The organism is Nocardia sp. NPDC049526, from assembly GCF_044465765.1.
Lineage (GTDB): Bacteria > Actinomycetota > Actinomycetes > Mycobacteriales > Mycobacteriaceae > Nocardia.
Genome location: NZ_JBITMA010000003.1, coordinates 809,649 through 823,431, shown reverse-complemented (window position 1 = coordinate 823,431; position 13,783 = coordinate 809,649). Strand labels below are relative to the sequence as shown.

The 13,783-nt window shown below is 65.8% G+C and carries 14 protein-coding genes; 1 reads left to right on the top strand and 13 read right to left on the bottom strand.

Annotated features, from left to right (window positions below; genetic code table 11):
* Positions 1 to 178 precede the first annotated feature (178 nt).
* Genes dgoD through ACIBW7_RS13320 form a run of 8 tightly spaced genes read right to left on the bottom strand, consistent with a single transcriptional unit; the run spans position 179 to position 8,179 of the window.
* Positions 179 to 1,324: a galactonate dehydratase gene (gene dgoD / locus ACIBW7_RS13355; RefSeq protein ID WP_397046501.1), complete on the bottom strand. Its 1,146-nt coding sequence runs from the start codon at positions 1,322 to 1,324 to the stop codon at positions 179 to 181.
* On the bottom strand, positions 1,321 to 2,076 hold the full coding sequence (locus ACIBW7_RS13350) for an SDR family NAD(P)-dependent oxidoreductase (protein WP_397046500.1): 756 nt from the start codon (positions 2,074 to 2,076) through the stop codon (positions 1,321 to 1,323). Before ACIBW7_RS13350 ends, dgoD begins: the two co-directional genes overlap by 4 nt.
* A gap of 10 nt (positions 2,077 to 2,086) precedes the next feature.
* Positions 2,087 to 3,031, bottom strand: a complete 945-nt coding sequence (locus tag ACIBW7_RS13345) for a sugar kinase (protein WP_397046499.1) — start codon at positions 3,029 to 3,031, stop codon at positions 2,087 to 2,089.
* 38 nt (positions 3,032 to 3,069) lie between these two features.
* The gene (locus ACIBW7_RS13340; RefSeq protein WP_397046498.1) at positions 3,070 to 3,681 is read right to left on the bottom strand and encodes a bifunctional 4-hydroxy-2-oxoglutarate aldolase/2-dehydro-3-deoxy-phosphogluconate aldolase; all 612 of its coding nucleotides are present in this window, start codon (positions 3,679 to 3,681) and stop codon (positions 3,070 to 3,072) included.
* Positions 3,678 to 4,562, bottom strand: coding sequence for an SMP-30/gluconolactonase/LRE family protein (locus ACIBW7_RS13335; RefSeq protein ID WP_397046497.1), 885 nt, complete (start codon positions 4,560 to 4,562; stop codon positions 3,678 to 3,680). The genes ACIBW7_RS13340 and ACIBW7_RS13335 overlap by 4 nt, the downstream gene beginning before the upstream one ends.
* A gap of 19 nt (positions 4,563 to 4,581) precedes the next feature.
* A complete protein-coding gene (locus tag ACIBW7_RS13330) occupies positions 4,582 to 5,622 on the bottom strand; it encodes an ABC transporter permease (protein WP_397046496.1) in 1,041 nt (346 codons plus the stop codon).
* The gene (locus tag ACIBW7_RS13325; protein ID WP_397046495.1) at positions 5,619 to 7,139 is read right to left on the bottom strand and encodes a sugar ABC transporter ATP-binding protein; all 1,521 of its coding nucleotides are present in this window, start codon (positions 7,137 to 7,139) and stop codon (positions 5,619 to 5,621) included. Before ACIBW7_RS13325 ends, ACIBW7_RS13330 begins: the two co-directional genes overlap by 4 nt.
* Positions 7,130 to 8,179: a substrate-binding domain-containing protein gene (locus ACIBW7_RS13320; RefSeq protein WP_397046494.1), complete on the bottom strand. Its 1,050-nt coding sequence runs from the start codon at positions 8,177 to 8,179 to the stop codon at positions 7,130 to 7,132. Before ACIBW7_RS13320 ends, ACIBW7_RS13325 begins: the two co-directional genes overlap by 10 nt.
* A gap of 147 nt (positions 8,180 to 8,326) precedes the next feature.
* Between ACIBW7_RS13320 and ACIBW7_RS13315 the strand changes: the two genes are divergently transcribed.
* Positions 8,327 to 9,547 carry an ROK family protein gene (locus tag ACIBW7_RS13315; RefSeq protein WP_397046493.1) on the top strand — a complete coding sequence of 407 codons (1,221 nt, stop codon included), beginning with the start codon at positions 8,327 to 8,329 and terminating at the stop codon, positions 9,545 to 9,547.
* A gap of 130 nt (positions 9,548 to 9,677) precedes the next feature.
* Here ACIBW7_RS13315 and ACIBW7_RS13310 read toward each other — a convergent pair whose 3' ends face one another.
* From ACIBW7_RS13310 to ACIBW7_RS13290, 5 genes are all read right to left on the bottom strand, one after another.
* Entirely contained in the window at positions 9,678 to 10,733 is a 1,056-nt protein-coding gene (locus ACIBW7_RS13310; protein WP_397046492.1) for a DUF4185 domain-containing protein, read from the bottom strand.
* 17 nt (positions 10,734 to 10,750) lie between these two features.
* Positions 10,751 to 11,086 (bottom strand): hypothetical protein, encoded by a 336-nt coding sequence (locus tag ACIBW7_RS13305; RefSeq protein ID WP_397046491.1) that lies wholly within the window; start codon positions 11,084 to 11,086, stop codon positions 10,751 to 10,753.
* 20 nt (positions 11,087 to 11,106) lie between these two features.
* Positions 11,107 to 12,057: a hypothetical protein gene (locus tag ACIBW7_RS13300; protein ID WP_397046490.1), complete on the bottom strand. Its 951-nt coding sequence runs from the start codon at positions 12,055 to 12,057 to the stop codon at positions 11,107 to 11,109.
* Positions 12,058 to 12,212: 155 nt separating this feature from the next.
* Entirely contained in the window at positions 12,213 to 12,812 is a 600-nt protein-coding gene (locus ACIBW7_RS13295; protein ID WP_397046489.1) for a DUF4232 domain-containing protein, read from the bottom strand.
* Positions 12,813 to 13,077: 265 nt separating this feature from the next.
* Positions 13,078 to 13,776 carry a hypothetical protein gene (locus ACIBW7_RS13290; protein WP_397046488.1) on the bottom strand — a complete coding sequence of 233 codons (699 nt, stop codon included), beginning with the start codon at positions 13,774 to 13,776 and terminating at the stop codon, positions 13,078 to 13,080.
* Between the last annotated feature and the right edge of the window lie 7 nt (positions 13,777 to 13,783).

The window sequence follows — 13,783 nt, the reverse complement described above, 5'->3', positions numbered from 1 at the left end:
CATGCTGCGAATAGCGCTCATCGGTCGCGCCCTGCAGTAGCCAGGCCGAGAAGGGTGAGCGCGTGCGCTCGTCGGTTGTGGTCACGATATTCCCTTGCGAGGTTTGTCCGGTGCCGGATTGTCGCCGACCCGGGCAAATCTACGGGAAACACGAGACGGATAACGAAGCCCTGGGGCATCACCACTCGGCGAAGGAACCGTCCTTTCGGCGCCAGATCGGATTTCGCCAGCGATGCCCGTATTCGGCGGCACGAGTCACCGCAGCTTCGTCTATCTGGATGCCGAGGCCGGGGGCTTGGAGCAGGTCGACGTAGCCGTCGCGGTAGGCGAAGACCGTCGGGTCGGCGAGGTAGTCGAGCAAGTCCGAGCCGGTGTTGTAGTGGATGCCGAGGCTTTGTTCCTGGATGAGCAGGTTGGGTGTGGCGAAGCCGACTTGGAGGCTGGCGGCAAGGGCGATGGGGCCGAGGGGGCAGTGTGGGGCGAGGGCGATATCGCGGGCCTCGGCGAGGGCGGCGATGCGGCGGACCTCGGAGATGCCACCCGCGTGCGAGAGATCGGGCTGTACGACGGCGATGCCCTGATCGAGGACAGCATTGAAATCCCAACGCGAATAGAGCCGTTCACCGGTGGCAATCGGAATGCTTGTCGCACGGGTGATCTCGCCGATCTGGCTGCTGCACTCCGGAACGAGCGGCTCCTCGACGAAGAACGGCAGATACGGTTCCAGTAGCGGCAGCACCCGCCGCGCCATCGGAATGGACAGGCGGCCATGGAAATCGACGGCGATATCGAAATCGTCGCCGGTTGCCTCGCGCACCGCCGCTACTCGATCGACAATGCCTCGGGTCGCACGCGGCGTATCGATCAGCTCCAATTCGGCGGAGCCGTTCATCTTGATCGCGGTGAAGCCCTGTTCTTTTCGCTCCACTGCGGCACGCGCGACATCGTCGGGACGATCGCCACCGATCCAGCTGTATACCCGGACACGATCGCGCACCGCACCGCCGAGCAACTGCCAAACCGGCACGCCCAGCGCCTTTCCGGTGATATCCCACAGCGCCTGGTCGATGCCGGCGACCGCACTGGACAGGATCGGTCCGCCTCGATAGAAGCCGCCCTTGGTGAGCACCTGCCAGTGCGCTTCGATACTCATCGGGTCCTTGCCGATGAGATAGTCGGCCAGTTCGTCGACCGCGGCGGCGACGGTGTGGGCCCGGCCCTCGAGTACCGGTTCACCCCAGCCGGTGATGCCCTCGTCGGTCTCGATCTTCAGGAAGCACCAGCGCGGTGCGACCAGGTAGGTGGTGAGTGCGGTGATCTTCACCGGGACTCCTTTCGCACGCTCCAGCCGCCGTCTACGACGAGGTTGGCGCCGGTGATGAAGGACGCGTCGTCGGAGGCGAGGAAGGCGACCGCGGCGGCGACCTCCTCGGGCGCGCCCATCCGGTCCAAGGCAGTGGCCTGGGCGGATAGCCGCCGACCGGCCTCGTCGACGTCGTCCCATACCGGGGTGAGGATCGGGCCGGGCAGTACGGCATTGACCCGCACGCGAGAGCGCCCGTACTCCACGGCCAGTTGCCGGACCAATGCGGTCAACCCACCCTTGGCGGCGGCATAGACCGGATAGCCGGGTAGCCCGAATTGCGCGTGCACACTCGACACCGCGACCACATTGCCGCTGCGGCTGCGCAGATCGTCGATGAAGGTGTGCAGGCCGAGGAACAGCGGAGTCAAGTTGACCGCGAGGCCGTCATCCCATGCCTGCCTGCTCAATTCATGCGCGGGGATGGTGGCCTGCCGGGACGCGTTGCTGCACAGAAAGTCCAGCGGTCCGAACAGCTCGTTGACGCTATTGCGTAGCTCGATCCAAGAATCCTCCGAAGACACATCGCAGCGGACGAATTCGGCTCGATGACCCGCCGCACGGATCTTGGAGGCGACCTCACGCCCACTCACCTCGGCGATATCGGCGATGACGACCGCGGCGCCGTCGGCGGCGAGCCGGTGTGCGGTGGCCGCACCGATGCCGGATGCACCTCCGGTGACGACCGCGACCCGGTCTGCCAGACGACTCATGCTGTTCCCTTCATCGGTTGATGTCGGCACCGGTGAGCAGACCGAGTTCGTGCCTGAACGGCAGACCAGCCCAATCACCGGGTACGGATACGGCGAATGCGCCGCAGGCGGCGGCCAATTGCAGGCTGTGCCGCGCGGACCCGTCGTCGAGCACACCGGCGAGATAGCCCGCGACGAACGCATCGCCCGCACCGACCGGGTCGACGCTGCGGATGTCCACCGCAGGCTGCCGGATCAGCGCGCCGTTGTGCAGTGCGAGCGCGCCTTCGGCTCCAAGTTTGATCACGACTTGCGAAGGGCCCAGTGCGGCAAGAGATTCCGCCATCGCGGCGGGGGGCGCGGCCGGTACGAGAACGGCCGCTTCCTCAGTACCGGCGAAGACGATATCGGCGCGGGACACCAGCTTCGAAAGTTCCACGGCCGCATCCGATTCCGACCACAACGCGCGGCGGTAATTGATATCGAGGGAGACGATCGCCCCGGCATCTACGGCGGCGTCGAGTGCGGTGTGGACGGCGTCGCGGGCCGATGGGCTCAGCGCCGGGGTGATGCCGGTGAGATGCAGCACCCGCGCGGCGGCGATCTGGGCGGTGTCGATATCGGCGGGCGACAGTCGAGAGCCCGCGAAACCCTTGCGGTAGTAGGTGACTCGCATATGGGCGGCGGTTCGTCGCTCGCGCAGCATCAGACCGCTCGGCAGTTCTGGATCGATTCGGCACCGCGAGATGTCGACCTGTTCGGCGCGGAGCCGGTCGAGCACCATGGTGCCGACCGCATCGGCACCGACGCTGCCCACCCACGCGCTCTCGTGCCCGAGCCTGCGAACACCGATGGCGACTGTTGCTTCCGCGCCCGCGAAGTCCATCTGCATTGCCGCACCGGGGGCCAACGGACCGGGCTCAGTGGCAGCGACTACACCGAGTGCTTCGCCCAGGGTTATCAATCCGCCTGTCATGGCCACGACCTCCGTGTGCTGAGCTCGCGAAACAACGCTCACAGCAATGCCTTCCGCACAGCGGACGCACGCTCACGCAACGCATCCAGATCACCGCCGGTACACGCATCACCGACGAGCGGCGACCCCATGCCGAGCGCTTCGGCACCCGCATCCAGATACGCTCTGGCATCTGCGAGACCGATACCGCCCGTCGGCACCAGCGGGATCGCGTTCAGCGGACCCCGGATCGCCTTCAGATAGCCGGGACCGCCGACCGACGCCGGAAAGACCTTCACCATGGTCGCGCCCGCCTGCCACGCACTGTGGATCTCGGTGGGCGTGAACGCGCCGCAGATCACCGGGACACCCATGCGGCGGCCCTCAGCGATCACCTCGGGACATACCGTCGGGGTGATCAGATATGCCGCGCCCGCATCCACGGCTCGTGCGGCATCGACGGCAGTGAGCACCGTGCCCGCACCGACCGGGTGGGCCGATCCGGCGCAGTCGCGCAATGCGTCCAGTGCCCCCGGCGAGTTGAGTGTGAACTCCACCGCGGTGATGCCCGACTCGTGCAGTACGGCGGCCACCTCGGCGAACCGAGCGGCCGTCGGGGCGCGCAGGATTGCGATTACCGGCGGATCCAGGATCAGGCCGTGGTCGGTCATGGGTTGCTCACCACCCTCGCATCGGAGTAGGTATTCGTCGGAAGACCGGTCACACCCGGCCTACAGGTGAACAGCCGCCCGGCATCCGGATCGGCGGAACCTTCTGCGGCCGTGGTAATTACGAGGACATCCAGGTCCGGACCCGCAAAGGCGCAACTGGAGACCTGCGCCGGGCCGACATCGATCAGCGCCTGCGGCCGACCCGATGGATCGAATGCCCGGACCTGCCCGGCACCCCACACCGCGACCCAGACGAAACCCCGTGTGTCCACGGTCAATCCATCGGGCAGACCGTCCGGAAATTCCGCGAACGTGCGCCCACCGCTGAAGGTACCGGTGGCCGAGTCGTAGTCGAACGCCTCGACTCGATGCGTCGGGCTGTCCGCGTAGTACAGCGTGGCACCGTCCGGACTCCAGCCGAGCCCGTTGGAGATCGTCACCTGCTGCCGCACGGTGCTCAGCTCGCCATCGGGATCGAGTCGGTACAGCGCTGCGGTGCCCTGGATTTCGTCTTCCGACATGGTCCCGGCGAATAGTCTCCCCCACGGGTCGGCCTTGGCATCGTTCATGCGCCGCCGAACCCCGTCATCGGGCTGCGATAGCGTCGCGAACTCGGTCATTGTGCCGTCAGCGATATGCAGGAAGGTATCGACGGCAGTCGCGATCAGCCCGCCCGATGCGCACGGCACCACCGCGCTGACCCGCTTCCCCACCGCCACGGTGGACCGCTGTACAAGGTCGCCGTCGCGCAGTGTCGCGCGATGGATACGACCCGCCGGAATGTCCACCCACAGCACCTCATCAGTGCGGTCATCCCAGACCGGTCCCTCGCACAACCTGCCCGGTCTCGGCGAGCATCGGTCGGCTTTCAGTTCGATCATCATTCGCTCCTGACGGGTTCTAGGTCGGCAACCCGACCGCACGTTCCCCGCTGCGCCGCTGCTGAATAACAACCGCCGCCACCAGCAACGAACCCTGAGCGACGTTCTGCCAGAACGTATTCACGCCAACAACATTCAGCCCGTTGTCCAACGCACCGAGCAGCACGACAGCCAGCAGCGTCCCGCCGATCGTGCCCTTACCGCCCTTCAGCGCACACCCGCCCAAGGCCGCCGCGGTAATGGCCTTCAGCTCGAGCCCCTCGCTACCCGAGACCGGCTGCCCGGAGCCGGTCCGCGCGGTCAGGATGATTCCGGCGATCGCCGCCACCGCACCAGCGAGCACGAACACCGCGATCAGGTACTTGTTGATATTGATTCCGGAAAGCCGTGCGGCCGTGTCATTTCCGCCGATGGCATAGATATTGCGGCCGATATCGGTGTACTTCAGCAGCACATGCATACCGATCGCGACCACCGCGAGAATCACCACCGGCACCGGCAGACCCAGAATCTTGCCGCGAGCAATGAAGATGAACACATCGTCGCCCAGTACGAAACCCTGTGCCTTACCGCCGGATATCAACTGCGCGACGCCCTTGAATGCGGCCAGGGTGGCCAGTGTCGCGATCACCGGATTGACGCGTCCGTAGACGATGATCAGCCCATTGATCGCCCCGAGCACCAGCCCGACACCGATCGCGGCCAGAATGCCCAACCAGGCATTGCCTGCGGTCGCGGTAAATGCCATCGCGCTGATCACCGAGGCGACACCGGCCTGCGAGCCGACCGAAATATCGAGCGCACCACAGATGATCACGACCGTCTGGACCACGGCGAGCAGACCGAAAACCGTTACCGCTTCACCGATTCCGGCCAGATTTGCCGGATCCAGATAGCCGTCGTTGAGCCAGGCGAAGATCGCGACGACCACCGCGAGCGCGCCGATCAGACTGAGATTGCCGGTGCCGATCGCCTGCACCAGCCGACGCGTGGCCGCGCCGAGAGCCGACATCGAGGGCGCGGCGGTCTTCACCGGGATCGAAAGTTGTTGGTCTGTCATGGGTTTCCTCGCGATGTATGCGACAGGTCGGCGGCCATGGCCAGCGCGAGAATCGCCTCCTCGCTGGCCTCTTCGCGGTCCAGTTCGCCGGTGACCCGGCCGTGCTGCATGACCACGATCCGGTCGGCCAGGCCGAGCACTTCGGGCAGCTCCGAGGAGATCACCAGCACCGCGACACCGGATTCGGCCAGTTCCTCGATGATGTGGTAGATCTCGATTTTGGCGCCGACATCGACGCCACGGGTCGGCTCATCCAGGATGAGCACCTTGGGCTTTCGGGCGAGCCAGCGGGCCAGCACCACCTTCTGCTGATTGCCGCCGGAGAGCTTGCGTACCTCCTGCTCGATGGAAGGTGTTCGCACCCTTAGTGATTCGACATACTGACGAGCGAGCCGCCGCTCCTCGCCGCCCCGGACGAACCGTAGCCGCCGTAAGCGGTCGAGCATCGCGAGCGAAATATTGTCGCGCACACCGCGATGCAGCAGCAGGGCTTGCGCCTTACGCTCCTCGGGCGCATATCCCATCCCGGCCCGCACCGCGTCCCGCGGTTGCCGCAGACGCAGTTTCCTACCGTCCACCCGCACCTCGCCGGAACGGATCGGCAGATCACCGGCCAGCGCACCGGCCAGCTCCGAGCGACCCGCGCCGACCAGCCCGGCCAGCGCGACCACTTCACCGGCGCGCACCTGCAGCGTCACGTCCGTAACGTCGTCGGTGGTCACCGCATCCGCGTCGAGCACCACCCGGCCCGGCGTGTTGTGCTTGCGCGCGAACAACGTCGACAGATCCCGGCCGACCATCATCCGGACGATCTCGCGATCGGTGGTGTCGGCGGTCGCGCGCTCACCGACGAGCGCGCCATCGCGCAGCACCGCGACCCGATCGGCCAGCCGGAAGATCTCCCGCATTCGATGCGACACATAGATCACCGCGAGGCCCTGCTCACGCAACCGGCCGATCAGCGCGAACAGCGATTCGGTCTCATGGTCCGACAGCGACGAGGTCGGCTCGTCGAAGGCGATCACCTTGGCATCGGTGGTCAACGCGCGCATGATCTCCACCAATTGCCGTTGCGCCGCGGTGAGTTTCGACCCGATGGTATTCGGGTCGAGGTCACGGTCGAAGCCGAGTCGGGTGAGGTCGGCGCGCATCCGTTCGCGCAGGGCGGCCCGATCGAGCAGTCGGCCCGAGCGCCGCGGCAGCGATCCGAGATAGACGTTCTCGGCGACGGAAACGTGCGGCACGATCTCCGGTTCCTGGCCGATCACCCGGATTCCGGCCGACCGCGCGTCGGCGGGGGTGGCCAGCTCGAGTCGCACACCATCCAACTCGAGCCGGCCACCGTCCGGGCGGTGATCGCCACCGAGGATGCGGATCAGGGTGGATTTACCCGCCCCGTTCTCACCCATCAGGGCAGTCACCGCACCAGCGGGGAAATCCAGGCTCACTTCGCGCAGGGCCGGCACCCCGGCGAAGCTCTTGCTCAGCCCGGATACCCGCAGTCCGGTCAGCTGCATGTGACGCCCGCCTGCTGCCAATTGGTCGAGTCGACCATCTTGGTCGGTGCGTAGGCCTCGGGCGGCATCTGCTTGCCGTTCTTCAGGTAGTCGTAGATCGTCTGAACCGACAGTGCGCCAACGTCTTTGCCATTGATGAACAGCGCCGCCTTGAAGCCGGTCGGCTTGCCGCCGCGCCATTCCTTGCAGGCCAGGTATGCGCCGAGGCCGACCCCGAGCACATTGTCGGCGGAGTATCCGGCGTTCTGGATCGCCGCGACGCCGCCGCTGACGTTCTCGTCATTACAGCCCATGACAATCCAGTTCTTCACCGACCGATTGCCCGACACCGTCGCCGAGATCTTGTTCTGCGCATCCGACGGAGTGTTGTCGGTGCCGACCTCGATCACCTTGACGTCCACACCGGCGGCATCCTTGAACGCTTTCTGGTTGGCCTTGACCCGGTCGGTGCACACGGTCACGTCCTGTTTCCAGGCGTCGATGATCGCGGTCTCCTCCGGCTTCCACCCGGCCTTCTTGAAGTCCTGACCGGCGCGCGTGCCGACCTCGGTGCCCATCTGGGTGCCGCTGAAGCCGACCCGGGGCACGAGATTGTCTTTCGCGCAGGACGATGGATCCGGCCCGTTCGTGCAAACCTGATCATCGGAGGTCAGCAGCGCCACACCACCGGCCTTCGCAAGTTGGGCGACCTGCGGACCGACCGACGGATCGGGCACCACTACGATCACACCGCTGGCCTTCTGGTTCACCGCGTTCTGCACCTCGGTGACCGCTTTGTTCGCGTCATTGCCGAGGTTCACCACCTTCAGATCGATGCCCAACTCCTTCGCCTTGGCCTTGGCGCCCTCGGCCTCGCCGATGAAGTACTCCTGATCGCCCTGCTTCTGGGCGTAAACCAGGCTGATCGAGCCGCTGGTGTGTTGCGGCCCGGCCGCCTTCGAGTTGTCGTCCTTGCCGGATGAGCAGGCCGACGCGGCTAATGCGAGCGATACCCCGCAGAAAACGGCTCTGGTCCAACGGCTTTGGTGGGTCCAGGACATGGGGTGCTCCTTGTGTGATCTGCCGCGCACTCGGCGTCTGGTGGTGACCTGGGTTACAGTAGGACTTCTGCTAATGGTTGTAAATACTGTTGGCCGAAGTGCTCGGGTAGCGTCTGCGAATATCAATCGGAAGGAGATGGCCCGACCGTGTACCAGCTGACCGCGCGCGATATCCGACGCCGGAATCGGTTCTATGTACTGCAGGCGGTCTATGCCGCCGAGGGCCACACCAGCCGTCAGGAGATCGCCCGCGCCACCGGGCTCTCGTTCGCGACGGTGGGCAATATGATCGCCGAGCTACTCGATGTGGGGGTGCTCGCCGAACTCGGCTACGACGCACCCGGCATCGGGCGGCCGCGTGCACAGCTGGCGATCAATCCGGCGCGCGGCACCCTGGTCGGGGTCGATATCGCGGAAACCAGTATTCATTTCGACCTTTTCGACCTGGCGATGACCGTGCTGCGGTCGGTGGAGATTCCGGTCGACCCCGCGGCCACCCGGCCCGAGGACGTCACCGAGCTGATCGTTCGCGGCATCGGCGAGCTGACCGCCGACGATGCGGAGCGAGTACTCGGGGTCGGGTTGAGCGTGCCGGGACTGGTGGAGCCCGAGGACGGTGTTTCGGTGTTCTCGCCGTACTGGGACTGGCACGACGTGTCGTTGAAATCGCTGCTGCAACCGCGGGTGCCGCATCCGCTGTATCTCGACAATCCGCTGAAAGCCAGTACGGCAGCGCATCTTTGGTTCGGCGCGGGGCGGGATGTGGACGATCTGATCGTCGTCACGCTGCGTGCCGGAGTGGGCATCGGCGTCGTCATCGATGGCACGCTCTATCGCGGCGTGACCAATAGTGCGGGCGAATGGGGACACACCAACCTCGTCATCGACGGACGCGAATGCCGTTGCGGACGTCACGGCTGCGTCGAGGCCTATGTGAGCGCGCGCGGCATCGTGCAGACCCTGCGCGAAATCGCCCCGGCCAGCCCGCTACTCGCGGCCGACGATGCCGCCACCATCGCGGCCATAAGCGCCGGCGACGACCCCATCGCGAGCGAAGTCATCGAAAAGACCGGCAATTACCTGGGTGTCGCCGTCGCGAACCTGGTGAACCTCTTCAACCCCCGCACCATGGTCTTCGGCGACCTCGTCGCGAACGTCCTCGGCGACCGCCTCCTCGACGCAACCCGCCGCGTAGCCGCCCACCACGCCATGTCCGACCCCTTCGCCGCAGTAACCCTGCAACTGTGCACCCTGCCCCACAACCCCGTCAGCCTCGGCGCCGCCACCTTCGCCCTCGAAGGCTTCCTCGCCGACCGCGAAACCTTCGGCTCCATAGCCGCCCGCCGCGCCATCCGCTCGAGTACATAATTCGTTGGTATAGAGCGCAGAGGTCGCGGAAAAGCTCGTCGGCGCGGGCGGCCGTGACCGGTTCCACGATCGTGGTATGCGTTGGACGCCCGACTATCTGAGCGGCCCGCAGCCGTCGGAGCAGTGGTGACTATGGCGTAATGCCGTCGAATTGCATCACCCAGTAAGGGTTGTTCGTGGTGGTGTTCCATTGCGAGACATACAGAGTCACGTCGGTGGGCGAGGTGGAGCGGGGGTGGATGTAGCCGCCGTAGAGCTGGGGGAAGGAGCGGACCCAGAACTGCCACCACGGGACGGCACCATAGATCTGTGGTCTCGAGCCGGTCCACACCCGGTCGATTGCCGGTGCGGTGCGGGTGGAAATGCAGTAACCGGCGACATCGAAGTAAGACATAACCCACGTACCGGCTATATTTTTCACGCTCAATTCCCCGATGGGCCCCATCCCCGCGAACAACGGGGTGGGTGTCGGGTTGCCCCACTGCCAGATCGAGCCGTTGTAGCCCCAATACTCGTAGTCGGCGCGGCTGGCGATCTTTCGCCACGGTACGCGCATCAGGATGGGACCTCCTCGATTGTGGATGCGCCCCCATTCTTTCGATACGACATACAGGTAGCCGTCACCGTTGTTGTTCCCGATGCCGGCGAAGGACTGCATCATGAACGGGCTCCAACCGCTGTAGCCGTCGCTGCCGTCGTTGGGCCACACGGTCGTGTAGTCCGTCCACGTGGCGCCGTCGTCGTCGGAGTAGGCGAGCCCGCAGAACAGCGCGCCGTATCGATCATTCGGTGCGTTCCAGTCGTGCACGCTGGTGTAGGTCAACCACGTTCGCCCGTTCGGGTCGACGAACGCGTCGTTGGGAATCCGGGTGACCTCGACCCCATGGCCGTTGTCGGCATCGTGGATGTAAGTCAGGGCCTGCCTTGCCTGCGCCCCGCCGGGGGTTGCGGTGAAGGTCGTGGTGGCATCCGGAAGGTCTGGGCTGAACAGCAGAATCGGCGAGCCGAGCCACGTGCCGGAGCCTTGACTGTCGCCGGTGAAGGTGTCGCCGAAGACGAATCCCGACCGGCCCGGCTGGAAATGGCTCCGGTCATATGGGATCCCGAGGTCGGCGCCTCCCACTCCGAACTGCTTGGCCGTACTTCCGGCGTACCCGGTGATCGCGGTGCCCCAATGTTTCGACATAGAATCTCAATTCGGGCTCATGCGGCAGCGGCGAGGACGAATCGGGTCCATGCCGCGGCTCGGTTGGCGTTCTCGGTCGAGACCTGCCCGGTAGTCAGGTCGATGGCGTAGACACAGCCCTCGCGGACGCCGCCGTTGAAGGTTGCGAACCATGCGGTTGGTCCGGCTTGTCGTGTGCCGCAGGCTGGTACGTCGGCAAACGCACCTTCCGGGAACGTGATCTCGGCGACGGTGGCGGTCGTGAGGCCGGCCAGGGTGCCGCCCGCAGCTGCGGCCTTCGCCGCCGCCTTTACCTGTGGGACGCAGTCGGTGATCACGAAGAAGCGGCCGTTCGTGCTGGCGATGGTCGACATGCGAATACTCCCTCGAGGGACTATCGGGTGGGTGGCTGGAAGCCTGCGATATCGAGCTTCTGTCCGATCGCCGCGATCGCGTCGACGAGCGACCAGCCGCCGAGTTGTGGCCAGCCGCTGCCTTGTACACCCCGCATCTGAATCCACTCGTCGCGAATGCGGCCGTCGAGGTCACGCGGCAGTGGTACCTGCGTCGGCCCAGGCGGCGGTGCGAACCCGGGCAGGCCGAGAGCCTGCCCGACGGTAGCGACACCGTCGACGAGAGTGTGACCGGCAAGCTGCGGCCAGCCGTTGCCGCCGATTCCCATGAATTGAATCCATATATCGGTCACCGGATCCGGCGCGACGACTCCGACACCGACCTGGTTGGCGAAGTCCTCCGGCGAGAATCCGTCGGCGGAGTTCATATCGCAGTTCCCGAAGGGCGGGGCGCCCTCGGGCAAGCCACCACCATATCCCTGGCCGTCGGTGTATTGGTGTGCGATCTGACCGGGCAGGTTGGGATTGCTGCCGTAGCCGGCGCCGATCATATTGAGCCCATCCGGGCGCACCGGCCACATGCTGTCGAAATCGGGCCGGTTCGCATAGCCGATGACCCGGCGGGTGGAGCCCAGCCAGTCGACCAGCCGCCAATAGGCGCGATTGATACCGTCCGACTGGTCCCCGCCGGGATTGCCGCCCGATTCCACATCGAGCATCGAGATCATCTTCGGATGCGGGCCGCCCGCCTGACCGACCATGCTCCGGTGGGTGTCGACGGTGTCGAGCCAGTTCGGCCGCCAATACAAATAGACGATGAAACACGCTATTCGCCCGGCGTCGGCGGCTCGAGCAGCCCAGGCATAGTTCGTGTAGAAGTTGTGGTCCCGGTATGTCCCGTCGTTGGAGCGGCACGAAAAGATCTGATACGGATAGGAGTCATCGACCAGGACTTGGAACTCGGACACATCGGCGAAAAGGGAATCAACCATAATCCCCTCCAAGAGGTCGACCGGCCCTCGAGCGGACCGGATCTGGGTGTTGCCACCAATTCTCCAGGGCCGCGGCCTGTTACGTCATCGATAACGCACTTCTCGTGACCACGTCGTAATCGGTGACGCCGCAACGAAACCCGTCGCCGTTCGAGCTACTGGCCGGCGTCGCCCGCCACGACGGCGCGGACCCTCAGCTGGGTCGTAGTCACTCGCCCGTTACCGCACGCCGTCGCGGCACGCTCGAGATACAGCGATGCGGTGTTGTCGGGCGGGTAGATCCGCAACCCCGGCGCCGCCACCGGCTGACATTGCTCGGGCGGAATGTTGTGCACATTGACCGCGAACACAAGCGCCGACGCCTGGCCGCCGGAAGCCAACTGGACCGGACCGGACGAAGTGCCCTCGTGGGCGGCGGCCGCACCGATGGGTGCGCTATCGGAACCGGTGGCATAGGAGACGCCCGGGAAACCTTCGAGCACACACGGGCCGGACCCGTTGTTGGTGAACACGATCGGGAAGGCGACAGTTCCGGCAGCCGCGGTTTCCGGTCCGAGACCGGCCGCCAGATCGGATGTCCGACATTGCGGTGCGGCGGCGTTCGAATCGCGCGCCGGCACCGGGGCGGCCGACGATCCCGAAACCACCTGCGGTGCTGGGCCCGCGCTGTTGCTCGTCGTATCCGGCGTCGAGGGTTCGGAACCGCAACCGCTGACCGTCGCGACGGTAGCCGCGGTGAGCAGCCACCACGCCATCCGCCATCTCCTCACAACAGCTCACCGTACTCCGCGAGCGAGCCACTGTGCGGCGGAAACGCAATCACCACAACCGGATACGCCACGAACGCTCGGTCACCGTCGACGGCGCGAACGGCCCCGATCTCCCGGCCCCGATCACACGCCCGCACAAGCTGCTCCGTAGCCGAATCCCGTTGCGGGACAACAAAGACCCCGCCCGGGGTGAGGAACCGGGCGGGGTCGGGTGTCCCCCAACGAACGCCGTTGGGTTCTTCTTCGCTATCTACTTCGCCGGCGGGAACGGCGGCTGGTTGATAGTGGAGAAGTACTGGATGGCAGCGCCGATGGCTACCGGAGCGGTGATCAGGATCTGGCCCGCGAGGGTGCCGAGGGCACCGACCGCGACGATGCCGCCGAGGCAGCCGATGGCCGCGGCCGGGATGAAGGCGCCGAAGAGGCCGACGATGGCGGCCGAGGCGACGGTCGCACCGGCGATACCGCCCAGGACGCAACCGACGGCGCCGCCGCTGAGGCCGCCGATCAGGGTGCCGAGGGTGGCGCCCATGGTGATGGTGCTGGTCATGCGGGACCAGGCGGCCTGCTCACGGTCGTATTCGTTCTTCCACGGCGCCTTGTCCTCGAACGGCAGCGCGACCGGCTTGTAGGTCGCGTGCGCGGTATCGAACTGCGGGGTGAGGGTGGCGGAGTGGTCGGCGATATCGGCCACGATCGGGAATTCGAAGTCGTCGACGCGGAACTTCAGCGGCATGCCGGTGAGCACGGTGCCGTTGCTCGCCTTGATCTTGAAGACGCCGTCCTCGACGACCATGGAGCCGCCATCGGTCTTGACAATGGACTGGGTGTCGGTGGCGTAGGCCGTGAATCCGACCGCTTCGTCACCGTCGGGCTGGGCGCCGGCGGTACCGGCGGCGATCCCGACTGCGGCGACCAAGCCAGCGGCCACCGCAACGATTTTCCTCATCCTTACT

What these genes read in the sequence shown, in the direction of transcription:
- ACIBW7_RS13350 (WP_397046500.1), bottom strand. Translation starts at nt 2,076, where the DNA reads ATGAGTCGTCTGGCAGACCGGGTCGCGGTCGTCACCGGAGGTGCATCC.
- ACIBW7_RS13345 (WP_397046499.1), bottom strand. Translation starts at nt 3,031, where the DNA reads ATGACAGGCGGATTGATAACCCTGGGCGAAGCACTCGGTGTAGTCGCT.
- ACIBW7_RS13340 (WP_397046498.1), bottom strand. Translation starts at nt 3,681, where the DNA reads ATGACCGACCACGGCCTGATCCTGGATCCGCCGGTAATCGCAATCCTG.
- ACIBW7_RS13335 (WP_397046497.1), bottom strand. Translation starts at nt 4,562, where the DNA reads ATGATCGAACTGAAAGCCGACCGATGCTCGCCGAGACCGGGCAGGTTG.
- ACIBW7_RS13330 (WP_397046496.1), bottom strand. Translation starts at nt 5,622, where the DNA reads ATGACAGACCAACAACTTTCGATCCCGGTGAAGACCGCCGCGCCCTCG.
- ACIBW7_RS13325 (WP_397046495.1), bottom strand. Translation starts at nt 7,139, where the DNA reads ATGCAGCTGACCGGACTGCGGGTATCCGGGCTGAGCAAGAGCTTCGCC.
- ACIBW7_RS13320 (WP_397046494.1), bottom strand. Translation starts at nt 8,179, where the DNA reads ATGTCCTGGACCCACCAAAGCCGTTGGACCAGAGCCGTTTTCTGCGGG.
- ACIBW7_RS13310 (WP_397046492.1), bottom strand. Translation starts at nt 10,733, where the DNA reads ATGTCGAAACATTGGGGCACCGCGATCACCGGGTACGCCGGAAGTACG.
- ACIBW7_RS13305 (WP_397046491.1), bottom strand. Translation starts at nt 11,086, where the DNA reads ATGTCGACCATCGCCAGCACGAACGGCCGCTTCTTCGTGATCACCGAC.
- ACIBW7_RS13300 (WP_397046490.1), bottom strand. Translation starts at nt 12,057, where the DNA reads ATGGTTGATTCCCTTTTCGCCGATGTGTCCGAGTTCCAAGTCCTGGTC.
- ACIBW7_RS13295 (WP_397046489.1), bottom strand. Translation starts at nt 12,812, where the DNA reads ATGGCGTGGTGGCTGCTCACCGCGGCTACCGTCGCGACGGTCAGCGGT.
- ACIBW7_RS13290 (WP_397046488.1), bottom strand. Translation starts at nt 13,776, where the DNA reads ATGAGGAAAATCGTTGCGGTGGCCGCTGGCTTGGTCGCCGCAGTCGGG.